This window comes from Halalkalibacter sp. APA_J-10(15), assembly GCF_023017105.1.
Classification (GTDB): domain Bacteria; phylum Bacillota; class Bacilli; order Bacillales; family Bacillaceae_D; genus Halalkalibacter.
This window is the reverse complement of record NZ_JALKEV010000002.1, coordinates 96,500-119,826: the sequence shown is the minus strand read 5'-3', so window position 1 is coordinate 119,826 and position 23,327 is coordinate 96,500. Positions and strand designations below refer to the sequence as shown.

22 protein-coding genes and 1 pseudogene are annotated in these 23,327 nt (G+C 34.4%); 16 read left to right on the top strand and 7 right to left on the bottom strand.

The window, feature by feature from the left end; genetic code table 11:
* Positions 1-147 precede the first annotated feature (147 nt).
* Positions 148-705: a DUF5366 family protein gene (locus tag MW695_RS03455; protein WP_247103401.1), complete on the top strand. Its 558-nt coding sequence runs from the start codon at positions 148-150 to the stop codon at positions 703-705.
* Between the two features lie 117 nt (positions 706-822).
* Here the strand turns inward: MW695_RS03455 and MW695_RS03450 are convergent, their stop codons facing one another.
* Positions 823-2,682 carry a transglycosylase domain-containing protein gene (locus tag MW695_RS03450; protein ID WP_247103399.1) on the bottom strand — a complete coding sequence of 620 codons (1,860 nt, stop codon included), beginning with the start codon at positions 2,680-2,682 and terminating at the stop codon, positions 823-825.
* 307 nt (positions 2,683-2,989) lie between these two features.
* Here MW695_RS03450 and MW695_RS03445 point away from each other — a divergent pair, with 307 nt between their 5' ends.
* From MW695_RS03445 to MW695_RS03405, 9 genes are all read left to right on the top strand, one after another.
* Positions 2,990-4,885 carry a PrkA family serine protein kinase gene (locus tag MW695_RS03445; RefSeq protein ID WP_247103397.1) on the top strand — a complete coding sequence of 632 codons (1,896 nt, stop codon included), beginning with the start codon at positions 2,990-2,992 and terminating at the stop codon, positions 4,883-4,885.
* A 219-nt stretch (positions 4,886-5,104) separates the two neighbouring features.
* Positions 5,105-5,638, top strand: a complete 534-nt coding sequence (lepB, locus tag MW695_RS03440; RefSeq protein ID WP_247103395.1) for a signal peptidase I — start codon at positions 5,105-5,107, stop codon at positions 5,636-5,638.
* 250 nt (positions 5,639-5,888) lie between these two features.
* A complete protein-coding gene (yhbH, locus tag MW695_RS03435; RefSeq protein ID WP_247103393.1) occupies positions 5,889-7,064 on the top strand; it encodes a sporulation protein YhbH in 1,176 nt (391 codons plus the stop codon).
* 440 nt (positions 7,065-7,504) lie between these two features.
* Positions 7,505-8,458 carry an aminoglycoside phosphotransferase family protein gene (locus MW695_RS03430; protein WP_247103390.1) on the top strand — a complete coding sequence of 318 codons (954 nt, stop codon included), beginning with the start codon at positions 7,505-7,507 and terminating at the stop codon, positions 8,456-8,458.
* Between the two features lie 98 nt (positions 8,459-8,556).
* The gene (locus tag MW695_RS03425) at positions 8,557-8,952 is read left to right on the top strand and encodes a GNAT family N-acetyltransferase (RefSeq protein ID WP_247103389.1); all 396 of its coding nucleotides are present in this window, start codon (positions 8,557-8,559) and stop codon (positions 8,950-8,952) included.
* Positions 8,953-9,028: 76 nt separating this feature from the next.
* Positions 9,029-9,652 carry an NUDIX domain-containing protein gene (locus MW695_RS03420; protein WP_247103388.1) on the top strand — a complete coding sequence of 208 codons (624 nt, stop codon included), beginning with the start codon at positions 9,029-9,031 and terminating at the stop codon, positions 9,650-9,652.
* A 270-nt stretch (positions 9,653-9,922) separates the two neighbouring features.
* A complete protein-coding gene (locus MW695_RS03415) occupies positions 9,923-10,486 on the top strand; it encodes a TetR/AcrR family transcriptional regulator (protein ID WP_247103386.1) in 564 nt (187 codons plus the stop codon).
* A 41-nt stretch (positions 10,487-10,527) separates the two neighbouring features.
* Positions 10,528-11,949 (top strand): serine hydrolase domain-containing protein, encoded by a 1,422-nt coding sequence (locus tag MW695_RS03410; protein ID WP_247103384.1) that lies wholly within the window; start codon positions 10,528-10,530, stop codon positions 11,947-11,949.
* A gap of 182 nt (positions 11,950-12,131) precedes the next feature.
* Positions 12,132-12,635 carry a DNA topology modulation protein gene (locus MW695_RS03405; protein WP_247103381.1) on the top strand — a complete coding sequence of 168 codons (504 nt, stop codon included), beginning with the start codon at positions 12,132-12,134 and terminating at the stop codon, positions 12,633-12,635.
* 206 nt (positions 12,636-12,841) lie between these two features.
* Here the strand turns inward: MW695_RS03405 and MW695_RS03400 are convergent.
* Positions 12,842-13,222 (bottom strand): annotated as a pseudogene (locus tag MW695_RS03400) (tyrosine-type recombinase/integrase); the annotation flags it as partial.
* A gap of 235 nt (positions 13,223-13,457) precedes the next feature.
* Between MW695_RS03400 and MW695_RS03395 the strand changes: the two are divergent.
* The 4 genes from MW695_RS03395 (at position 13,458) to MW695_RS03380 (ending at position 15,490) form a co-directional block, all read left to right on the top strand.
* Positions 13,458-13,667 carry a hypothetical protein gene (locus MW695_RS03395; RefSeq protein WP_247103376.1) on the top strand — a complete coding sequence of 70 codons (210 nt, stop codon included), beginning with the start codon at positions 13,458-13,460 and terminating at the stop codon, positions 13,665-13,667.
* A 101-nt stretch (positions 13,668-13,768) separates the two neighbouring features.
* Complete coding sequence (locus MW695_RS03390) at positions 13,769-14,302, top strand: dienelactone hydrolase family protein (protein WP_306421062.1); 534 nt, start codon at positions 13,769-13,771, stop codon at positions 14,300-14,302.
* A gap of 461 nt (positions 14,303-14,763) precedes the next feature.
* Entirely contained in the window at positions 14,764-15,189 is a 426-nt protein-coding gene (gene fabZ, locus MW695_RS03385; protein WP_247103374.1) for a 3-hydroxyacyl-ACP dehydratase FabZ, read from the top strand.
* 148 nt (positions 15,190-15,337) lie between these two features.
* On the top strand, positions 15,338-15,490 hold the full coding sequence (locus MW695_RS03380) for a hypothetical protein (RefSeq protein ID WP_247103371.1): 153 nt from the start codon (positions 15,338-15,340) through the stop codon (positions 15,488-15,490).
* 227 nt (positions 15,491-15,717) lie between these two features.
* On the opposite strand, the gene MW695_RS03375 is transcribed toward MW695_RS03380, so the two are convergent.
* Positions 15,718-17,316 carry a recombinase family protein gene (locus MW695_RS03375; RefSeq protein ID WP_247103367.1) on the bottom strand — a complete coding sequence of 533 codons (1,599 nt, stop codon included), beginning with the start codon at positions 17,314-17,316 and terminating at the stop codon, positions 15,718-15,720.
* Positions 17,317-17,643: 327 nt separating this feature from the next.
* On the opposite strand from MW695_RS03375, the gene MW695_RS03370 reads away from it, so the two are divergent.
* Positions 17,644-18,246, top strand: a complete 603-nt coding sequence (locus MW695_RS03370; protein WP_247103361.1) for a sce7726 family protein — start codon at positions 17,644-17,646, stop codon at positions 18,244-18,246.
* Here MW695_RS03370 and MW695_RS03365 read toward each other — a convergent pair.
* The 4 genes from MW695_RS03365 to MW695_RS03350 form a co-directional block, all read right to left on the bottom strand.
* Positions 18,209-19,204 carry a beta family protein gene (locus tag MW695_RS03365; protein ID WP_247103359.1) on the bottom strand — a complete coding sequence of 332 codons (996 nt, stop codon included), beginning with the start codon at positions 19,202-19,204 and terminating at the stop codon, positions 18,209-18,211. The two genes, MW695_RS03370 and MW695_RS03365, sit on opposite strands and share 38 nt — an antisense overlap.
* A gap of 305 nt (positions 19,205-19,509) precedes the next feature.
* Positions 19,510-20,082 carry a hypothetical protein gene (locus MW695_RS03360; RefSeq protein ID WP_247103358.1) on the bottom strand — a complete coding sequence of 191 codons (573 nt, stop codon included), beginning with the start codon at positions 20,080-20,082 and terminating at the stop codon, positions 19,510-19,512.
* A gap of 267 nt (positions 20,083-20,349) precedes the next feature.
* Entirely contained in the window at positions 20,350-20,949 is a 600-nt protein-coding gene (locus MW695_RS03355) for an ImmA/IrrE family metallo-endopeptidase (RefSeq protein WP_247103356.1), read from the bottom strand.
* Between the two features lie 230 nt (positions 20,950-21,179).
* A complete protein-coding gene (locus MW695_RS03350) occupies positions 21,180-22,397 on the bottom strand; it encodes an MFS transporter (protein WP_247103355.1) in 1,218 nt (405 codons plus the stop codon).
* A 169-nt stretch (positions 22,398-22,566) separates the two neighbouring features.
* Between MW695_RS03350 and MW695_RS03345 the strand changes: the two genes are divergently transcribed.
* Positions 22,567-23,322, top strand: coding sequence for a MerR family transcriptional regulator (locus tag MW695_RS03345; RefSeq protein WP_247103351.1), 756 nt, complete (start codon positions 22,567-22,569; stop codon positions 23,320-23,322).
* Positions 23,323-23,327 lie beyond the last annotated feature (5 nt).

Genomic DNA, 23,327 nt, shown 5'->3' with positions numbered 1-23,327 from the left:
AAGGATAAGAATAGTTCCCATAAATCATAGCCTCCTTGCGACATGATCCTTTTCATTATAAATCAACTTGACGAAGAATGAAATATCAGAAGTCTAAATTCACAATCAAGACACACTTAATGAATATGAAGAAATGGAGAAACGTTCATGACCAATCGTTATATTACTAGTCATTTCCCTTTAATATCAATTGTACTCTTTAGTCTAGCGTTAGCTATCTATGTTCAAGGGCTTATTTTGACTGAGCTTGTAAATATGGGAGTCTATAGCGGTATGCTAGAGTTCATTTCAGAGAATGGAATTAAATTGACTTTATTATTTTTATTAATGTTATTTTTCTTTATGGTATTTTCTGCATTGAAGCTAATAGCAGATACGACAATTGAGTTATCGATGCTCTTTTTTTCAAAAGACGAAGAAGGGACAGAGCTGTCCAAAGCGAGGGCAGGTGCATGGATTTATTTAATTGGAAGTATCATCTCATTATTTGTTGCCAACCAACTTATTTTCATTCTTGCTCTCTTTTTACTCGCTAATTTTATTTATTTTGTTTTTCTCATTTATAAAGTAAGTGATGTTTTATCCTTTGCTGGTCTTGTCGGATTTATTTTCTTTCAAGTTTTCTTTTGGGGAGCATTTGTTATTTCGGTCTTGTACGCTTTAGTACGCTTGTATAATAGCTTTATGGCAAGTTTGCCGATTTAATTGGGTGGAGTGAAATCTTCACTTATTACAAGTAGATACTTGATACTCATACACATTTAAAAGAGAGTTTCCACCTTTTTCTAGTTAAGGGAGGAGACTCTCTTTCATTTATTGGTCTTATTTAATACTTTCTCTCCAAATGTCTAGGTGAGGTGAACGGTTGTTGACTCTTTCTATGGATTGGTTATCATCGTTACCAATCCATACTCCTGCTGTGTATTGGTCGGTTAAACCAACAAACCATAAATTACGATATTCATCAGTTGTACCTGTCTTCCCACCACGGTAGGATGCAGTAATATTGGCCTGTCTCCCAGTACCACTTGTAATGACTTCATCTAGAAGTGAGCGCATTTTTTGATTGGTTGAAGAACTCCATACTTGTTCAGACTCTTGTTCCCAACTATACAAAATCGTCCCCTCTTGATCTTTTACAGCTCGAATGCCATATGACTGTGTAAAAGCTCCATCCGTTGCAAATGTTGTGTAGGCCTGTGTGAGCTCTAGTGGAGAGACTCCATATGTTAAGCCTCCTAAAGCAGCACCTGGAACATAGTCATCTGATACGACTCTTGAAAACGAAAAAGGTTCTAAATACGTAAATGCATGTTGAATGCCAATTTGGTGTAGCAGACGTACAGCTGGTGTGTTATAGGAGTGTTTAAATGCTGTCAATATTGGGACATGACCATATTCCTGATCTCCATAATTATTTGGACAATAGTCGTTAATACATATGTTCGATGCATCAATTTGAGTTGAAATAGATGCACCTGTTTCTTCAATAAAAGGTCCATAGACAAGAATGGGCTTAATCGCAGAGCCTGGCTGACGGAAATCTTGATACCCGCGATGAAAATCAAACTTGTTATAGCCTTTGCCTCCGCTTATCGCGACGATCTCATGATTATGGTGGTCGATCATTGCGACGGCAGCTTGTATATCATCTTCAGGTAAATACCGTTGTATAGCCTTTGTAATACTGTTCTGTCTATACGGTTCAAGGGCAGTTTCGATATGAATACCGCTTTCAAGTAGCTGTTGAACATGGTTTTGCAGGTCACGTTCAATTTCTTGACGTGTGTCATCTGATTCTGCTTGCTCTATTCTCAATGAGTATCCTTCTGATTGTGCAATAAGTTCTGTTAGTTCGTGATGAATATAAGTCACGTAATCAGGAAATTCATCAATTCGTTGTCGTTGATTTATTGTAAGATGCTCATTACGTGCTTGTTCGTACTCTTCCGTTGAAATATAGTGAACCTCAAGCATTTTTTGCAAAATCCATTCTTGGCGAAGTAATGTCCGATCAAAGTGCTGTAGTGGATCATAATGACTTGGATTGTTCGGGATCGCACTTAAGAAGGCTGTTTCGGCTAATGTTAATTGCTTACTCGGCTTATTAAAATAAAAATAGCTAGCCGCTTCAATTCCATATACGCCATTACTGAAATAAATTGAGTTCACATAAAGCTCAATAATTTCTTCTTTTGTAAAATGTTTTTCTAATTCGTGTGAATAGAGGATTTCCGTCATTTTGCGATTATACGTTTGTTCATGTGTTAGAAAAAGGTTTCGAGCAAGCTGTTGAGTCATTGTACTTGCACCTTCTTCAATACCCTCTTGGCGAACGTTAGCCAAAAGCGCTCTAACCATTGCAATCGCATCATAGCCTTTATGCTCAAAGAAGCGTTGGTCTTCTGTAGCAATAAAAGCATCGATCAGTTGGACAGGTATTTCATCATAATGTAGGTATCGCCGATTATGATCGATGTAAAGCTCTGAAATTAGATCTCCATGTTGGTCATACATATAGCTGTTAGAAGATAACTGTATGTCTTGCAAGTCGACTTGTTCATCTATAAGCTCGGATAAAGTCTTAACCTCTTTCACTTCAGCTGTCACTTCTATTAAGACAAATGCAAATACGATACTTGATATACTAGTGAAAATCCAACCGATTGCCATCTTTATCATTTTGTGTACACTCTTTTCTTATATGATCAGAATTCAGGAAATTTTAAAGAAATCCAATTGTGGAGATTAAGTGGAATATTGGACGGGCGTCGGCTACTTCATTATATGAGTTATCTGATCAGACAATCTTAATCCAAAGTAATGGCTCCGCACGACATATTTAAGAAAAGATCTTAATTATTCCATTTATATTTTACCACCAATTTAAAGAAAAAGGGTCATAATCATAAAAGATTGCATGTTCATTTCTTTTGTTGCATATGGTTAACTAATCTTGCTCTGACCATGAGGATGGAGGTTACGCTACATGTCAATCTTACGTAAAATTGAAGATTTCAGAGAAGAAGAGGAGCGTCTAAAGTGGGAAGGTACATTTGCTGATTACTTAAACCTTTTGAAGGAGAAGCCGTGGATTGCTCAAACCGCTCACTCCCGTGTTTACAATATGATTAAGGATGCTGGAGTAGAGGAAGACAACGGGAAGAAAGAATATCAATTTTTTAAAGATCAGTTGTTTGGAGTAAATGAAGCCCTTGAAAAGCTTGTTGAAGAATACTTCCATTCGGCTGCTAAACGTTTAGATGTACGGAAACGTATCTTACTTTTAATGGGGCCTGTTAGTGGAGGTAAATCGACACTTGTTACAATGCTAAAGCGTGGGTTAGAACAATATTCACGAATGGATAAAGGTGCGGTTTATGCCATAAAAGGATGTCCTATGCATGAAGATCCTCTTCATCTTATTCCGAATCACTTGAGAAATGAATTCTACGAGGAATATGGAATTAAAGTGGAAGGGAATTTATCACCATTAAATATGATGCGCTTGGAAGAAGAATATAGTGGCCGAATTGAAGATGTAATCGTTGAACGTATCTTTTTTTCTGAAGATAAGCGGACTGGAATTGGGACTTTTAGTCCTTCAGACCCGAAATCACAGGATATTGCTGATTTAACAGGAAGTATTGATTTTTCAACAATTGCTGAATATGGATCTGAGTCTGATCCACGAGCATATCGATTTGATGGTGAATTGAATAAAGCCAATCGTGGGATGATGGAGTTTCAGGAAATGCTCAAGTGTGATGAAAAATTTCTTTGGCATTTGCTTTCTCTCACTCAAGAAGGAAATTTTAAGGCAGGGCGGTTTGCTCTAATTAGTGCGGATGAATTAATTGTCGCTCATACGAATGAATCGGAATATCGCTCTTTTATTGCAAATAAGAAAAATGAAGCATTACATTCTCGAATTATTGTCATGAAGGTTCCATATAACTTGAGAATATCTGAAGAAGAGCGGATTTATCAAAAAATGATTCAAGAAAGTGATCTATCACACGTGCATATTGCTCCACATGCATTAAAGGTTGCGGCGATTTTTACGATTTTAACGAGATTACAGCAGCCGAAAAAGCAAGGCATTGACTTGTTGAAGAAGATGAGACTTTATGATGGAGAAAGCGTAGAAGGCTTTAATTCACAGGATGTTGAAGAATTGAAGCAAGAATATCCTGATGAGGGAATGGCTGGTATTGATCCACGCTATGTCATTAATCGAATTTCGTCGGCCATTATTCGTAAGCAATTAACGTCGATTAATGCATTAGATGTTTTGCGATCTATTAAAGAAGGCTTAAATGAACATGCTTCTATTACAAAAGAAGACCGTGAGCGATACATGGACTTTATAGCTGTTGCAAGAAAGGAATATGATACGATTGCCAAGAAAGAAGTACAAAAAGCATTTGTTTATTCATATGATGAGTCAGCGAAAACGCTAATGGATAACTACCTAGACAATGTTGAAGCATATTGTAATCAAAATAAATTACGCGATCCTTTAACAGGTGAAGAAATGACACCAGATGAGAAATTAATGCGTTCCATTGAAGAACAAATTGGAATTTCGGAAAATGCAAAAAAGGCATTTCGTGAAGAGATCTTAATCCGAATTTCTGCTTATGCGAGAAAAGGGAAGAAATTTGATTATAATTCTCATGAACGTTTACGCGAAGCGATCCAGAAGAAGCTCTTTGCTGATCTAAAGGATATCGTTAAAATTACAACATCAACGAAAACTCCAGATGAATCACAACTGAAGAAAATTAATGAAGTCATTGCAAGGTTAGTTGATGAGCATGGGTACAATTCCGTGTCAGCTAATGAATTGTTGCGTTATGTTGGAAGCTTATTAAATCGTTGATATCGCATGTGTGATGCGCCTAATGTGGTGATGCTCTCCACATTAGGCGCATCCTATCATTAATTAGTTGTTACCAAAATGTAACATGCTACTATGGGACAAGGTAAAATTGGACGAAATGATTGATATTGATGTGAATTTGGTGTGATTGATCCTTGTGATGATTCGATAACAGTGGTAAATTAAAGGAAACGGTGTAGATGGGTCGGGGATACGATGATGGAGACAACGAAAAATGAATGGATGGAATGGATCAAGGCTATTGTAGTTGCACTTCTTTTAGCATTTTTAATCCGGACATTCCTTTTCACAAGCTATGAGGTACAAGGGGAATCGATGGAGCCTAGTGTGTTTGATGGTGAAAAATTCATTGTGAATAAGGTAGGTTATGGCTTTTCAGATCCACAACGTTTTGATCTTGTCGTTTTTCATGCAAGTGAGACAGAAGATTATATTAAGCGAGTAATAGGATTACCAGGAGATCAAATATCATATATCAATGATACGTTATACATTAACGGTGAAGAAATAGAAGAGCCTTTTTTAGAAGTAACGACAGAGGACGGGCGTGATCGCTACACACGCGACTTTGCTATGGAGGAGAAAGTACCGGAGGATCATGTGTTCGTTTTAGGAGATAATCGCCCTAATAGTTTAGATAGTAGAAGACTTGGGTTTATTCCAATGGATCATATAGTCGGCAAAGTTGATTTAAGATTTTGGCCAATTACAGATGTTGGAACCGTCAAATGAATGGAATGGAGGATAGGCTAATTAAGCCTGTCCTTTTTTCATGCAGTGTTTTTGTCAGAATTTATTAGCAACTCTTTTTCTTGTCTGCATATGATAGAGTAAGTTATTTTTGAGCCCTAATGAAGTGGATGTTAGCTAAAAAGTAACGATGTAATGGCTCTAGACGTCATCATTGTATGCACGTCAAAGTGATTGTGTGACTCGATAACATGTAAGTAGCAAAGCGATATAAAAAAAAGGAGGGAATCACATGGCGAACAGTAATCAACGTCAATTTGTTATCTCACAAGAAAATTGGTCCTTACATCAGAAGGGTCATCAAGACCAGCGACGACACCAAGAGAAAGTACAGGAAGCAATTAAGAAAAACCTTCCTGATCTCGTGAGTGAGGAGAACATCGTCATGTCAAATGGTCGAGATGTGATTCGCATTCCAATTCGGTCATTAGATGAGTATAAGATTCGCTATAATTATGATAAAAATAAGCATGTAGGCCAAGGCAAAGGAGATAGTAAGGTCGGAGATGTAGTCGCACGCGATCCAAATGGCGACAAACAAAAAGGACCTGGTAAAGGGAAAGGTGCTGGAGATCAACCAGGAGAAGATTACTCAGAGGCAGAAGTGTCGATTATGGAGTTGGAAGAATTATTATTTCGCGAGTTAGAGCTACCGAACCTTCAGCAAAAAGAAGAAAATGAAATTGTTCTTGAAGACATTAGCTTTAACGACATTCGAAAGAAAGGATTAATGGGGAATATTGACAAAAGAAGAACAATTTTATCAGCGATTAAACGTAATGCACTTGAAGGTAGACCAGGTATTGTTCCCATTTATAATGATGATTTACGCTTTAAAACGTGGAATGAAATTGTAAAGCCCGAATCGAAGGCGGTTGTGATTGCGATGATGGATACAAGCGGCTCGATGGGACGATGGGAGAAGTATATGGCAAGAAGCTTCTTCTTTTGGATGACCCGTTTCCTTCGTACGAAATACGAAACCGTTGATATTGAGTTTATTGCTCATCATACGGAGGCAAAGGTCGTATCAGAGGGTGATTTCTTTAACAAAGGAGAAAGTGGTGGAACGATTTGTTCATCCGCTTACCGCAAGGCGCTAGAAATAATTAGCAACAAATATGATCCGATCCGCTATAATATTTACCCGTTTCACTTTTCAGATGGCGATAATTTAACATCAGATAACGCCCGCTGCTTGAAGCTTGTGCAGCAGCTAATGGAAGTGTCGAGTATGTTTGGATATGGGGAGGTGAATCAATACAGTTCTTCAAGAGGTACACAATTAATGAATATTTACTCAAAAGTTGAAGATGATCGTTTCAAATATTTTCAGCTAAGAGAAAAGAAAGATGTGTTTAGATCATTATTGCATTTTTTTGAAAAAAGAGAAATAGAAAAAGTCTAGACGGATTTTCATGCGGCTATTGTAGATTTGAAATAACGTTGCACCGTTTATAAAAAGCTTGATCAAAAGTCCTGTATTGATGCAGGATTTTTTTTGTTCCGTAATCAGCAAGATAATAGAATAAGAGTTGGTAATTAAATAGGGAATTTATGTTAAGATAATTAGAGATTGTAAAGAATTGTGCTTAAAGTAACGGAGCGGTTTACTTTAAGAAGTTTGATTGATTTTTTGTTATAAAGTAAGTAACAAGAACGGGGTGTCTGATAAAACAAATTAAAAATAATGCTAAGTACTATGAATGTATAATTATAATTGCATTTAAACCAGTCTATCCTTTCAATCTAATATTCCGTCGTCAATAGAATGTTTACAATAATGAAACCGTTGTACAATTTGGTGATTATTGTATTGCTCCAAAAATTTAGTGTCGGGGGTAAGGTGTGAGTAAAGCATTAATAAAACAGATTCCGTTAATAAGTAATTGTAAAGAAGTTATTGAAATTGAAAAGGGGTTTTCCTCAGATGAAAAATATCTAATACATATGGAAGGTAACAATAAGCTATTACTTCGGATGTTTAATTTAGAACAGTTGGAATTAAAGAAGAGAGAATATTTTATTTTGCATAGGATGCAGAATTACCACGTTACTTGTTCACAACCGATTTCAATTGGTGAAGTAGGAAATCGGGGGTATATGATCACATCATACATAGAGGGTAAGGACGCTGAGGATGAAATTTTAAAATACTCAGAGCAAGAACAATTTATTATTGGTATTGAGGCGGGAAAAGAATTAAGAAAAATGCACAGATTATCTGCTCCAGACCATATCTCTTCGTGGTATTCGAGGAAAGTTGAAAAACATAGGATGTATATTGATGCTTACTTAGAATGTGAGGTGAAGGTTAAAAATGACCAAAAAATAATGAGTTTTATTGATGAGAATATCCACCTCATGAAACAACGCCCGAACTTATTTCAACATGATGATTTTCACCTTGGCAATATCATTGTGAATAATAATAAATTCGCTGGAGTTATAGACTTTAACAGGTATGATTGGGGAGATCCTATTCATGAATTTCTAAAGATAGGGATTTTTAGCCGAGGAGTAAGCATACCTTTTTCAATAGGACAAATCAGAGGTTATTTTAATAATAACGAACCTGTTGAAGATTTTTGGAGGTTGTATTCACTTTACCTGGCAATGTGCGTTTTCTCAACTGTAATTTGGACTTTAAAAACTATCCCAAACAACATGAATGAGATGTTAGATAAAGTATACATGTATTTAGAAGATCATGATTACTTTAACAAAATAAAACCTAAGTGGTATAAAATGGAATCTACCTTTGTGAAGAATAACACTTTAAAAAACAGGTGCGATAGCTGAACAAGGCTATCGCTCTTCAACTATTGGTCAGATTAGTTCAATACGTCAACATAAAACAGTTAGTGTATATATAGTAAATCGTAATGGGGGTTGGCAAGATGATTGTGGAGGTAATGAGTTTTACCGAAAGGCCAATAAAAGCTAATGAACTTATGAAACTATATAGGGATGTAGGTTGGTGGGAAGAAAGAAAAGAACAAGATATTGAAAAAATGTTAAAACAAGAAGTGTCGGTTGGTGCTTGGAAAGGTGATGTTCTTATTGGGTTTGCAAGGGCAGTATCAGACGGTAATTTTAGGGCTTATATAGAAGACGTTGTAATACATAAAAAATTTCAAAAATCAGGTATTGGAACAAAAATTGTCTCAAAATTAGTAAAGGAACTTTCGCACATTGATGTAATTAGCCTGTTTTGTGAAAAGGATTTAATTCCATTTTATGAGAAAAATGCATTTAAGTATGGTAAATCTCAATTTGTAATGCACAAAAAATGAATGATATTGACTAAATTTTATTGAAATATTAGGAAAAGTTTAGGTGACAGCCTGCTTTACTATTTTTGGAGGGATTATGGAAAAAGTATTAGAAAAGGTTACATGTTTTATTACAAGAAAAAAAGATAACAAATCTGAACTTCTTTTAATTCAGCACCCAAATGCAGGTATTCAAATACCAGCAGGTACAGTCGAAATAAATGAAGACTTCCATCAAGCCGCTATTAGAGAAGCCATTGAAGAAACGGGTCTCCAAGAATTTGTTTCATGTAAACGTATAGGAAAACAGGAACAAAATTTAGAAGGTAAGTACATCATTTTTGATAAGGCGAAAATATATTCAAGACCAGACATATCAAGTTTCCAATGGGCAGAAATAAGAAGAGGTATTACTGTTCTACATGAAAGAAATCAAGGTCAATTTGTGCAAATTACATATAAAGAGGGGGATAAATTCCCAGAACCGAATTACGTAACGTATCAGATAACTGGTTGGACGGAAAAATTGAATTTAGCATCAAAAGTAACAAGACAATTTTATCATCTCCAATCGAACAGTTATCTGGATGAATGGGAAATAGAGACAGATAATCAAAACTTTAAATTATGTTGGTATCCAATAGATAACTTACCGCATGTTGTTTCTCCTCAAAATGAGTGGCTTCAATATTTACTAAGAGAGATGAACAATTTGGATTAAGATTATATTAGAGGTAAACGCTTATTAAAGTAGCGGAGGCGATAGCGAAAGAAGCTATCGCTCTTCAACGGGGTTAAACTGAATTTGTAGAGAAGCAGCTTAATGATTTAACTATGTAAACCTGAGAATACTAGAGAATTGTGATTAGTTTATTGAGGGAGGTTTGTTGAACAAGCGTGGAAGATTAAGATGTATCTTTTGTTCTATTGTTTTTGTTAAAAATCTCAAGTGTAATTTGGTTGGTCGACCAAATAACAAAGAGGTGATGTAATGAATACAAGGGATACAGGTAAACGCCAACGATTAATAGATTCTGCATATAAAGAGTTCAGCACTAAGGGTTTTAATAATACTTCAATAAAGGATATTGCTAAAAATGCTAATATAACACCAGGATTGGTTCATTATTATTTTAAGAATAAGGAAGAATTACTTTTCTCTGTTCAGAACGATATTCAAACTAAATACCACAGTAAATATGGTACAGAAGAAAGTTCCCAAATTAACCCTTCAGAAGTTTTACTTGAAATTAAATCTAGGGTGGAAAATGACCCGCTTTGGTATCTATGGAGATACGAGCTTTATTCTCTGGGCTTAAAAGGAGAGACATATCAAAAGGAAGTTATGAACATTTTACAAAATGGAAGAGAGAGTCTGTCAAAACCTTTGCAAAAGTTGACAAATAATCCTAGTAAGGCAAATGCTCTAGCGAGTATTTTGTTAGCCTGTTTTGATGGATTAGCCCTTCAAAAAATAATAGATAAGGAATTTGATATAGATAAAACTTATGATTTATTGATAGAGATTTCAAATGGACTTTTAAAGGATGAGTAGGCAGTAGTATTGTTAATATAGACCAAGGGGAGCAAAATCCAATGAAAAAAGCAATTGTTTTATTAGTCATTATACTGTTTCTGTCAAATCCTATTAATGCCTTTGCAAATACGGATGATGCTAGGCAAAAAATAGAAAAATATATAGAGAATTCTTTAGATACATATAACATTCCTGGAGCATCACTGAAGATTATAAAAAATGGAGAAAACTTCTATCAAGGTAATTGGGGAATAATGAGCAATGGGTCAAGTGTTACTTCAGATACACCTTTTCTTATTGGTTCATTAAGTAAACCGATAACAGCCTTGGCTATCATGACGTTAGTTGAAGATGGCAAAATCAAGCTTGACGAACCAATTCAGACTTATATTCCATCGTTTAACTATCAAACAGAAAGTACAAAAAAAATTACAGTGTTGCATCTATTAGAACATACAAGTGGTATTAGTAGATATGATGGCTTTAAAGTTACAGACGTGGAGAGGGAGAGCATGGGAGCAATCACTCAAGCAGTTACAGAACTGAGTGGCGTAGAGCTGTCTCACGATCCTGGAGAGGTTTATGAATATACCTCTGCTAACTATTTGCTCTTGGGAGAAATCGTTGAACAAGTGACAAACCAAACCTTTTCAGAATATTTGAATCAGAGTATCTTTACACCACTTAGCATGAATCATTCGGCTGCTGACTATAAAAGAATAGTTGATAAAGGATACGTATCTGGGTTCGAGTCATGGTTCGGCCAACCGATAAAAAGTGACGGTTTCTATGATAATGCGGGAGCACCATACGGCTATATAGCTTCCAGTACAAATGACTTGTCAAAGTTTTTAACATTCATGTTAGAAGGTGGAGACTTATTATCAGAACAATACCTCGAGTTAATAAAAAATCCACCAGAAGAAGGTAAAACATACGGCTTAGGTTGGCGTTTTTCTAAAAAAGAACATTTTCCTTTCCATGGGGGAGCAACATCGGATTTCAGAGCAGAAATGTTCTTTATACCTGACCAAGATGTTGCAGCAGTCCTTTTGACAAATAAATATCATATCATGGATGATTATCAAGTTTATTACATGATGGAAGGGATTCGTTCTATAATGAATGGGACTGAACCTGGTGAGTTATCGAAACCAGGTAATAGTCTTCAATCGATTCTTTTGGCGGTAACTATTCTAATAGCAGTATTAACTGTAATCCATATAATTATTAGACGTAAGAAAATTATAAGTAAGAAGTGGTCTTTCACCTATGGTATTTTAATATTTATTTTCGCAGTTGGAATTATACCTATTCTGACTTATGTAATGAATAGTCCATGGAGAACTATTCGAATTTTCGCACCAGATGTTGCAATATTAGTTAATATTTTGGTTGTTATAGTTGCGACAAATGGAATCATACCCTTTATTGCAAATCTCCTTCCTGCAATATTTAAAAAAAATAAAATCAATAAATGATATATTTACAAGATTGTGAATAAATGTACTATAGGAATGGTAACGGGGGCAAGAGCTGAGCAAGACTATCATTAATTTGGTGTTTTTTTCTTTTTGTGGATGATTTTTTGGAATATTATGTTAAAGTTGAATTACAAAGATAATGAACTAACGAAGCAGGATAACTCAATAAGGAGAATATAATGAAAAAAGTTATACTTATTGGTTCAGGTGGTTCAGGTAAATCCACACTGGCAAGGCAATTAGGTCACAAGCTAAAAATAAATGTTTACCACCTTGATGCTTTATTTTGGAAACCTAATTGGGTAGGAGTGCCAAAGGACGAACAGAGAAAAGTTCAAAATGACTTAGTGAATAAAGAAGAATGGCTTATCGATGGAAACTATGGTGGGACAATGGATATAAGACTTAATGCAGCAGATACAATAATCTTTCTTGATATTCATAGAACAATTTGTGTTTACCGTGCTTGCAAAAGAATGATACAGTACCGAAATAAAATAAGACCAGATATGGGTGAAGGATGTGAAGAAAGAATTGATTTAAACTTTTTAAAATGGATATGGAATTATCCAAAAACTAAAAGACCAGACATTTTAATAAAGCTAGAACAATTATCAGAAGATAAACAAATTATTATTTTAAAATCACCGAATGAGGTTCAAAGATTTTTAGATGAAATTTAATGAGGTTATCTTATTCAATTATGGGGTGCGATTGCTGAATAGCGCAGTCGCTTCTTGTGTAAATAGGGGCGAGTATTCAAAAGAGCAACACTTCTCAAGTGCTGCTCTTTTGTCGTTGTATACCGTTTTAACAAGATGTCACAACGAATGTTAAAGTAAACCTCGCGTTCTTTATCTCCTTTCCCTCTGATAAATGCAGAACGATTCTACCAGTTAATACAATTCTTATCCAGAGAGACAATTTCACCTATACGGCAACCAGTTGAAAACATAAATTCAAACAGCACTTTCACCCTTGGCATCTTACAAGCTTCCCTAAGATGTTCAATCTCTCTTTCTGTGAGGAACTTTTGGATTCGCTTCCCGACCTTTGGCTCCTTAATCTTATAGGCTGGGTTTGATGGAATATGTCCCTCTTCATGTGACCAGCGAAACAAGGATCGCATAAAATGAATACGGTGAGCTAGGCTAGACGGTTTTAAGTGTTCGCTTGATTCGGCTAAATATTCCTTTAGTTGATTAGTAGATAATGACTCAATGGAGACATCATTAAAATAGCGGATGAGAAGGCCTGATTGCAATTTGTATGCTTTTAACGTCTAAAAAGAGAAACCTTCGATTCGTTTATCAGATTCATAGTTTTTGTATGCTTGTGATAAGAGCATTGTGATTCCTCCTGTACTCAGTCTTTATACAGGAATTATTTACTTTTTTATTCTAAATAATACAAAATGACGAAACCAAAAAGGGAATTAATGTTAAAATGATAAAGTGATTGTTCAACTATCGGAGCAGGAGGGGTTAAGAAGGAGGAGGTATTTTGTGAAAAGGCTAACTACTTATGGGAAAATATGCATTATATCGAGTGTGATATTTTTTGCTTTTGGCTTAACAATATTTGTTTACGGTTTAATCACTGGTCAATTTATGAGTTTAACAATAACTTTATTGGGTTTAGGGTTTGTTTGTGCTGGAAACCTTTACTTATTTAAAGATTTTTCATTTAGAAAAACAGAAGGTGAATCGGATTAAACTGAGTAATTTCTACGGGAGGTGCAAATGATTAAATTAATACATAAAAAGTGTGATACTGTAATCATTTAATAGACGAAATTTATGGGATTAATCAACATATGAAGAATGTTTGTGAGTTTCTATCAGAACAGAAATTTGATGTTTTATGCCCTAATTTATATGAACGTGATACACCATTTGATTATTCTCAAGAGGAAATAGCGTATCATCATTTTATGGAAAACGTTGGTTTTGAAAATGCATTACATAAAATAAAAGATGTATTGTCAGATATTAAAAATAAATACAAAAGAATATATATCGTCGGATTCAGTGTTGGTGCCACTATAGCTTGGTTATGTAGTGAGGATGAATCTGTTGATGGAGTAGTGGGTTATTATGGTTCAGGTATTAGAAATTATGTTTCCAGATTACCAAAAAATCCAATAATGCTGTTCTTTCCGAATGAGGAAGAATCATTTAATGTGGATGAGTTAATTTCAACTTTAGATAAAAAGAATATTAAGATATATAAATTCAGTGGTCAACATGGATTCAGTGATCCGTACTCTTCAAAATATAATGAGAGGTCAGCACAAAAAGCATATAGAAAAATGATGGATTTTTTACAAAATATACATTATCTCAACTGATACCTTATTGAACCAACGGGTGCTTTAACAAAAAAAGATGTGAGCGTAGGAGTTGTACTTAGGAAAGTGATTCTGGGAGGTGGAGCAGGTGGCGTTTAGCACCATTATAATTGCTATTTGTTCAATTATAATTAGCATTTATGTTTTTAAGGTGACGAAGAACAAAAAATATTTTTGGAGTTCTCTAACATTAGCGGCTATTAACCTTTTAGGAGGTTGGTTTCTGGTGATTTATATTAACTATATAGCAGGTTTAATTTTATTAATTATTCCATTTTTTATTCTATTAAATGGATTTTACAACTATAAGAAAGCGAATTAAACATAATTTGTGAAAAGATATACTTAACGAAGCTGTTAAGTTGAAGAAGTGCTATATTTTGGTGCCAAGCATTAAAATCAAGTGATAAAATAGAAATAAATAGATTTCTCTAAATATGATTGTTATGGGGGCTTTAATGATGTTAGATACTCAAAAAATTAAGGATGTTATTAGACATCGTTATCCATTTCTTTTAGTGGATAGAATTATCGAATTAGAAGAAGGAAAAAGAGCAGTTGGTTTAAAAAATGTGACTGTGAATGAGGAGTTTTTTAACGGACACTTCCCCAATTATCCAGTTATGCCAGGCGTATTAATTGTAGAGGCATTAGCTCAAGTAAGTGCAGTTGTGATGTTAACTAAAGAAGAAAACCAAGGACGACTAGGGCTTTTAGCAGGTATAGATAAATGCCGGTTTAAACAGCAAGTTAAACCAGGAGACCAACTGCGTCTTGAGGTTGAAATAACTCGATTAAAAGGTCCTATTGGAAAAGGCAAAGGTATAGCTACGGTTGATGGAGAATTAGTTTGCGAAACAGAAATAATATTTGCATTTGGTGATTAAAAGCTATTAATTTCTAAAATGTTATTTCACTAACGATAAGCGTTTCTTTAACAAGAAAACGTTTTTCTTATTCAACAAACGAAGCAGGTTAATGGAAAAAACAATTGGGTTTTAATGGTGAAAATTAGTACATAGAGGAGGGATTTTGATGGTTGTCAGTTTAATTGTATTAGGGTTTATTCTATTGATTTTAGGGGTTTTAACACCTATCGCTACGGGAACAAGTATTTTGATTTCAGTAATTTTATTTGTTATAGCAATCGTGCTTTCATTTAAAAAGAGAAAGGCATTGAATACCTGAGTATTAAGCTAACGGGTTGCTTTACTTTAATAACGATCTTCAACAATCGAGCGCGGTTATTGAACAATATAGGTAGAAAATAATTAATTTTTTTTTTAAAAACCAAACTAAAATCTAATGAAGAAGAAGCCATTTTGATCAATCTTTTTTTCAAAATGGCTTCTTTTTATTTATCGTGAAATAAGGGCTTGCAAGATATTTGTGCTTTCATTTCAAAGCTAAAGCTATTATATTTTCAAATGAATGTCTAATTTGAACTTGTCGACCTCTTTCCAGTCTTTCTTACGAGTATAAACAACTTTCTCTACAATGGACTTTAACAGCTTATTGATATGTTCTGGATCATCAGTATTCTTAATGGTTTCTAAAATAGACCGTGCTCGAGGGAGGAAGGTAGAGTAATGCTTTTCTTTCTCCATTTCCCGTTTAATACTTTCTTCAGTTTCAACTGCAGTTTGTTGCAGCTGTTTCATTTTCGATACGATGATGTTTTGTCGTTCCATAAATGTTTCTATGTCGTAAACGCCTTGTTCAAGGAGATCATGTAGATTCGTTTTTTGCTTTTCTAACAAAGCGAGATCCTTTTCGGCATGTTCTAGTGTTTTATTGAGACCAGGTAAGACCGATAGCTTTTCTTCTTGCTTTTTTACTAATTCTCCTTCAATGGTTATAGATTCTAAAATAGATTCTAAGGATTCGATTAACTTGTCATAAACAATTGGTAGAAGTGCACCCTTTTGAAAAGAGGCACATGTTCTTGTCTCGCAACGGACTTGTTTATTCGGCCTGTCCTTTGAGTGAGTGACTTTAAGAGCACGATCGCAAATGGAGCATCTTAAAATTGTTGCAAGTGGATTAGACAATTTAAGGGCTTGGACGGTAGGAGTTCGATACCTTGCTGATAGAGCATTATTTGCTTCCCGGAATAACTCTTCTGGTACGACAGCCTCATGTGCATTCTCAACAATGATCCATTTCTCTCGAGGTAGTTTTTTCGTTATGCGCTTGCCATTTCGTTTATATTGCTTTGTTTTCCCCCAGATGATATTTCCTTTGTATACTTCGTTTTTTATGATGTACGAAATGCTTGATTGATCCCAAAACTGATATTTAGATGGAGGATTAGCTTTTATAACTTCTTCTAAATATCGTGCTACTTTGTGGCGTCCTAATCCTTCGGATATTTTTTCAAAAATGATTTTAACTATAGGAGCTGTTTCCCGGTCCGGCACTAATTTTAAATTTTGATCAATCTTATATCCAAATGGTGCTTGCTTGCCGATGAATTTCCCTTCTTTTGCGCTTGCTCTTCGTCCGTTTTGCAAACGCTTGTTAATGCTTTTGAGTTCTTCTCGTGACACAATGCTTTTTACACCAAACATCAATTCTGAATTTTCTTGAGTAGGATCGATGACGTCAGTAGGAGTTAGGACTAGGGTCTCAGAATAACTAAATGCACGATAGATAGAACCCATATCATACATATCTCCACGGCCAAGCCTGTCTAAATCAACAACAAGCACAGCGTCTACAGCTCCATTTTCCACTTCTTTCAGCATCCTTTGTATCTCAGGGCGTTCAATGATGTATTCTCCAGAAACAACTTCTTCAAAAGGTTCCCTGACTAAGTTATGATTCTCTTTTTTAACAACTTCTAATAAGAGTTTTCTGTGGCGTTGAAGGGTGTCGCCACCTTCTTTTCTTTCGCTTTCTATATCTTTGCGGCTTTTCCTTAAATAGATGAATATATCTAATCGAGTTGGGCGCAATTGTAACACCTGCCTTTTGTTATACTTACATTTATATTGCATTAAAGCTTCGGACATTCATTAAAAGAAGCTCTTCTAATCATCCATACGGACTAAAAAGTAGGTAACTTCATCTACAAAAGTAGTATTAATGTTTTTTGCCTAAATGCTATTCAATGTAGTAGGGATATGTATAGAGAGCGCCATTTCGTTAAGTGGATTTCTTGCCAAAGTAGCTTGTGTTACTGTAGCAAATCACAATAGGAACACCACAAAATATCCGTTCTATCAATTATAAGAATGTATGTTCTTATTGTAAAGTAATTGAAAATGAAGAAACGATATAAAAATTTAAAAATGTTGCTCATTAATTCGTAATTAAGTGATTTTTTATGTTATTATCCAATGAGAAACATATATATTGGAGTGATTGAAATGCTAACAGATTCCGATATAAGAGAGGTATTATTAAAGAAGCTTCATAATGACAATAGTGCAAAGCACTATCGTATAATTGAGGAACTTACTATTTGTGATGGCATAGCTAGAACAGACGTAGTACTTGCCAATGGAATACTCCATGGATTTGAAATTAAAAGTGACTGCGATTCACTAGAAAGGCTACCTAATCAAATCGCATGTTACGATAAAACTTTTGACAAATCCACAATTGTGATCGGTAAGAAGTTCGAAAATAAAATTCTAAAGTATGTACCTAACCATTGGGGTATTGAAGTGGCATATGTAAATAGATTTGGGAACATATCTCTTAAAAAAATCAGATCAAGTAAGGTCAATAAGAATGTAAAAGCTACGAACTTACTTGATCTGCTATGGAATCCTGAAATAAAGTCTTTTTTGAAACAACATAAAGTCCGAGGTTATTCAAAAAAAGATAAGCCAGGATTAAAGGAATTAACAATTGAATTTATCTCGTTTAAATTGTTAAGAGATTATACTAGAGAAACGCTTAAGACTCGAACTGGTTGGAGAGATGATTTACAATGAGAGTGATATGGTGATTTGTTCCAATCGCTCTCCAGGTTGTAAGGTTTCCAGACTTAGAAATATCACCGTTTGCACGACTATGTATTTCTAAATCACCCCAAGAGTAATCTTTCCCCAAAAAATACTCGGAATCTGTAAGTAATTTACAAGCTGCTTGTACTTTATCTATTTTTAGGCCACCCTTTTTGTTTGTTTCACCTTTAAAGATAACGTAGGAATTTTCAGTGGTGTACCTAATGTTGAATGAGGGCTGTATACCCAAAATAAACTCAAAGTAAGTCCAATGGTTAATTGAATAGTCAGAGTAGATTAGATTGACTGTTGATTGACTTAAAACCTTTTGAAATAACTTGCTTTCAATTCTAGGCAAAACACTCAATTTATTTCTTTCGACCTCAAGCGACTTAGGGAATGAGTTACTTGAGAAAATTACGTTTCTAAACTTATCAATGTTATTAATTGAAGATAAAGCACCTTTAACTAAGAATGACACCTCATTAATACGCTTAACTTCAACACTCTGAGCATCAATAATTAAATCGGTTTTGCTACTGTCGATATGCTTTAACAGATCTTCATAGTTACTTTGAAAATCATCATCTAATATTTCTTCAAGGTAAACCCTCAGAGCTAATCCATTTTGCGATAAGCTTTTTAGTTCATTGATCTTTTCTTCATCGTCTGCTAGTTTTATAGTTGGAATTGAAAACTCAAAGTCAGTTTTCCGATAAAGTGCTACATATTCTTTGTCTGACATCTCACTATAGTATTCTGGTGAGATATCAAAGATGAACAAACGCTTTACCCAAAAATCTTGGACACCAGCGAACGTGCCTTTTTCAATTATATCTGGTGTAACCTCTAATAATGGTAGAATCTGATCTTTAATATTGTCTTGAAGAGTTAAAAGAGCATCTTTTTCTCCTTGTTTACACTTAAGAATTGGAACATATAACATAGATTACGCCTCCTATTTTTAGTTTTATCCAACGTATTCGCATTAAATTTCCATGAATCACCTCCCCTAAAATCACAAATTTTAAAGTAGACAGCTAATAAATATACACTTGAAATATGTATGTGTATGGCATTAATGGAACCTTTGTATTTTTTTGGTATATGACTAGCAGAACTGTTATTTGTTTTTAACACTTCCTAAAATAAAACACGACACCCCCAAATAAACTTGGTGTATGTCGTGTTGTTAGATTTTTTATAGCTGTTATTGCATTAGTTGCTTGCTTGAAACATGTAAACTCTTAATCAAGAATAACTCTCTTGGTGATCACTAAAGTGTTTTCTATTTGTTTGATACCAGTTTTCTATATTTGGTTCACTATACGGGTTGTTATACCAATTTTCATAACGTATGATTTCTCCATTAGGAAATGAGAGAGGATTATTAGAATAAGCGAATTGCATTGCGTTATATCGTTTCCATAATTCTCTTGTGTCTGAATGGTTTTCATTTTGTACTGATACATTAGAGTTCCGCATATCATCCATCCACTCTAATGCTCCGATATGAAAACCAGCAGATACGATTAAAGCAATTATTCCGAATATAATACCTGCAATTGGACCACCTAACATACCTCCGATTAATAAGCCGATGATTGTCCAACAAATAGAAAACAGAATTATTAATATAATGGCTCCTTTTCTAAAACAAGTAAAAGCAATTAAACCCAATAAGACTATTCCAAAAACAGTCCAATTCAAAGTAGATATACCTGCAATGATGGAGATGATAGCAATTTCGCCAAATAAAAATGTAGATGCACTATCGTTAAAGTTAGCTTGAGTGATACCTTTTCTGACGCTTTTAAATTCCACTAAATCTCTCCCTTCATCATTAATTTTTCAAAAGAAATAATAGGTAAATTCACACTGTTAAACAATGATCCCAACAAAAATATGTAAATAAATAATATTAAAGTCCTGTTAAAAAATATATATATTAGACAATTAAAGCCAAAAAACAACATCAATATACCGTGTTATTTTATTGATGTTGCAAAGTTAGGTGAAATAGACAATTATAATTCTTCATTTTTGGGATGAGCTTATACCGATCAACAATCACTCTTATTTCTTATTATGTTATTTAATCCTGTGACGTTTTACCAAATATGTATTATTGGAATCTTCTAAAACGTAGTCATGTCCAATTTGTTGTTTGAATAGATTCATAGCTTCAAATTGAGCAATAAAACGAAGATTAATCTCTGAACCTATTAATTGCTGCTCGTATCGCTCTAAGCGCTTTTTAGCAAATGGAATTGTCACATTGAACTTTGCGGCTATTAACGCTATTGCTTGGTTACGTTCTGCAGGTAGTTCAACTTGCTCTAGCATGAAAGTTGGCACACAAAAGTGGAGGGCAAAATGGTCTGCTTTATATTCCTGGAATTTCAAAAAAAGTTCAGCCATATGCGTTTGTTTTCCATACTGAATTAGGTAGTGACAGAGCTCATGGCCAAAATCTTCCCACATTTCTTGGGGGGATTGCTCGGAATTAATGTTAATGCTTGTTTTACCTCGGAATGTAACTAACTGACTGTTAAAAGCTTGAAAGTGAAGACTGATACCAAGTATGAGTGCTATTTCGTCCATATTGAAATTATCTGGTGAATTGATTCCAAGCTGGTTATATAGTTTCTCAATGGTATCTTCAAGATGGGTCGTTTGATATGCTATCATAGTTACACCTTCCTAAATTTGTTAGTTTACTACTCACTATAGGAACATCTGTTCGTTTTGTAAAGTTATAGGGTGTCTAAGGTAAATCCAGAAGATGATTTTTCTGCACATGTGCCAGATTAACTCTTGTATTACGGAGTAGATTTAAACTATGCAGCAAGTGTCCTCACTTTAACTATAAAACTTAAAAAGACCACTTCTATCTATAGTGGTCTTTTTCTGAAGGTAAATTAATAGTTAGACTTGTAACTTCTAAATGCATGTCCTCTCCACCAAATGGAAATAGCAATTATTAATCCAATAATAGAAAAGGACAGTATGACTAATTGAATATCAAATCCTCTAGAAACGAGTAAAGTTACACTTGCATAGGCAAGGGGATCAAACCCGTTCATGGCTAAAAAAACAATACTCATGACCCTCCCCATAATGCGGGGATCAGTATCTTCTTGTGCTGAACTGAAAAATGGGATGAATACAAATGTCATGGTAAATCCAATTAAAAACGCTAACACCGTTAAAATATACAAATTAGGAATTTGACTAAAAGCTATAGCTACGATTAATGTTAAAATTAAGCCTGCAATCGACGTTAATCCCCTACGGCGTATTTTGATCATACCGATTATTGCTGTACTTATTAGCATCCCACTCCCTAAAGCAGCTTCAATGTAACTAAGATTAATGGGTGACCCACCATACGCTTCTACTAAAATTGGGATTGCAATGGATATCGCTCCGAAGGCAAAAAAGTTTAACGTAATTAAAATAAGGATACCTGTCATTAAAAATTTACTTGCTTTTACATAGGAAAACCCTTCTATGAGATCTTTAAATGGTGTCTGTTTTATTGTATTAACTACAGGGCCTTCTTTTAAGAGAGGTGGGAACATAAAAAAGGCAGATAACAGAACTATAATAGATGAGGCTAAATAACCTGATGTAACGCCACCGAATTCCATGATACTCCCAGAGATAATAGGTCCAATAACAAAACCAATCTGACCTAATCCTTGAATAATAGCATTTGCTTGTTTTATTTGGTTTTTTTGTACTATTTTCGGGATTAAAGATGTTCCAGCTGGTCCAGAAAATGCATCTAATGTTCCAAAAATGCATCCCAAAATAATCAGATACAAAAATGTTAATTGATTTGCATTGTTCAATAAAAATATGATAACTAGCAAAACTCCTTGGATTGAACTCGTGCTGAACATGATTGTCGTCTTCTTGAATTTATCAGCAAGAACCCCTCCGAATGCCATCATGAGAATACGTGGCACAGTAATGGCAATAAGAATAATGCCCAATGAACTAGCAGAACCTAAATCAGAAATGACAAACCACGTTGTTGTCATGAAAAACATACTATACCCTATTAGCGCCAAAAAGCTACCAATAAACAAAAATATAAATGTACGATTCCGAAATAATGATTGTTGTTCCATAGATAACCTTCCTCTCAAACTTATTATAGAACCAATCATAAATTGTGACGTAATGTCGTAAGCAAACATTTTCTAAAAAATATTCTTAAATTGTATTAGTTTAACTTTTAACAAGTGTATTGATTGTGACCTTACGTAACAGTTTATAATTCAGGAAGGTGGTGTTAACATGGAAATGACAATTGGTCAGTTTGCAAAATTAGTAGGTTCAACGGTAAGAACACTAAGATATTACGATAAAATAGAGTTACTTACCCCAAAAAAATATAATAAAAATGGCCGAAAAGTATATACACAATTAGACTGGGAACTTTTTCAGCAAATAATGATTTTAAAACATTTTGGTTTATCATTAAATGAAATAAAAGAACAAATGACTAATCAGAAGTTTAAAAATCGGGAGTTGTTGCAGGTACAGAAGCAGTTAATTGAAAAAAAGCAAGCAGAGTTAGATGATAAGTTAGAGGTAATTACAAGAATGGAGAGACTGTACAACATTGAAGGTATTTCTGAGGAAGAATTAAATGAATTTGCTTTTATTATGCTGGATTTATTTAGGCGGGAAAAATCACAAATTAAAATATTGGAAGAACATTTTACAAATGAAAAGGAGATCTTAAAAGAAATAAAAATGCTTCATGATCCTGTATATAAGGAGAAAATGGATAGAGAGATATGGTTTTTAATTCAAGCCATTAGAAATGCTATTCATTATAATGATTCTATCAGCAGAAAAAAGGTACAAGAAATTCTTAACGAAATGAATAATCTATTCCCTGCGAGTAGGAACATTTTAAATCTTGTGGATAATGATCATTTTTTAACTACGTATAATCATGAGTTTACTAATTATTTTCCTGAAAATATAGCTAGTTATATTTATAAAGAATTAAAAACATATTATGACGAGAACAATAATAAATGAGTAGG

What these genes read in the sequence shown, in the direction of transcription:
- MW695_RS03455 (WP_247103401.1), top strand. Translation starts at nt 148, where the DNA reads ATGACCAATCGTTATATTACTAGTCATTTCCCTTTAATATCAATTGTA.
- MW695_RS03450 (WP_247103399.1), bottom strand. Translation starts at nt 2,682, where the DNA reads ATGATAAAGATGGCAATCGGTTGGATTTTCACTAGTATATCAAGTATC.
- MW695_RS03445 (WP_247103397.1), top strand. Translation starts at nt 2,990, where the DNA reads ATGTCAATCTTACGTAAAATTGAAGATTTCAGAGAAGAAGAGGAGCGT.
- lepB (WP_247103395.1), top strand. Translation starts at nt 5,105, where the DNA reads ATGGAGACAACGAAAAATGAATGGATGGAATGGATCAAGGCTATTGTA.
- yhbH (WP_247103393.1), top strand. Translation starts at nt 5,889, where the DNA reads ATGGCGAACAGTAATCAACGTCAATTTGTTATCTCACAAGAAAATTGG.
- MW695_RS03425 (WP_247103389.1), top strand. Translation starts at nt 8,557, where the DNA reads ATGATTGTGGAGGTAATGAGTTTTACCGAAAGGCCAATAAAAGCTAAT.
- MW695_RS03420 (WP_247103388.1), top strand. Translation starts at nt 9,029, where the DNA reads ATGGAAAAAGTATTAGAAAAGGTTACATGTTTTATTACAAGAAAAAAA.
- MW695_RS03415 (WP_247103386.1), top strand. Translation starts at nt 9,923, where the DNA reads ATGAATACAAGGGATACAGGTAAACGCCAACGATTAATAGATTCTGCA.
- MW695_RS03410 (WP_247103384.1), top strand. Translation starts at nt 10,528, where the DNA reads ATGAAAAAAGCAATTGTTTTATTAGTCATTATACTGTTTCTGTCAAAT.
- MW695_RS03405 (WP_247103381.1), top strand. Translation starts at nt 12,132, where the DNA reads ATGAAAAAAGTTATACTTATTGGTTCAGGTGGTTCAGGTAAATCCACA.
- MW695_RS03390 (WP_306421062.1), top strand. Translation starts at nt 13,769, where the DNA reads ATGAAGAATGTTTGTGAGTTTCTATCAGAACAGAAATTTGATGTTTTA.
- fabZ (WP_247103374.1), top strand. Translation starts at nt 14,764, where the DNA reads ATGTTAGATACTCAAAAAATTAAGGATGTTATTAGACATCGTTATCCA.
- MW695_RS03380 (WP_247103371.1), top strand. Translation starts at nt 15,338, where the DNA reads ATGGTTGTCAGTTTAATTGTATTAGGGTTTATTCTATTGATTTTAGGG.
- MW695_RS03375 (WP_247103367.1), bottom strand. Translation starts at nt 17,316, where the DNA reads ATGTCCGAAGCTTTAATGCAATATAAATGTAAGTATAACAAAAGGCAG.
- MW695_RS03370 (WP_247103361.1), top strand. Translation starts at nt 17,644, where the DNA reads ATGAGAAACATATATATTGGAGTGATTGAAATGCTAACAGATTCCGAT.
- MW695_RS03365 (WP_247103359.1), bottom strand. Translation starts at nt 19,204, where the DNA reads ATGTTATATGTTCCAATTCTTAAGTGTAAACAAGGAGAAAAAGATGCT.
- MW695_RS03355 (WP_247103356.1), bottom strand. Translation starts at nt 20,949, where the DNA reads ATGATAGCATATCAAACGACCCATCTTGAAGATACCATTGAGAAACTA.
- MW695_RS03350 (WP_247103355.1), bottom strand. Translation starts at nt 22,397, where the DNA reads ATGGAACAACAATCATTATTTCGGAATCGTACATTTATATTTTTGTTT.
- MW695_RS03345 (WP_247103351.1), top strand. Translation starts at nt 22,567, where the DNA reads ATGGAAATGACAATTGGTCAGTTTGCAAAATTAGTAGGTTCAACGGTA.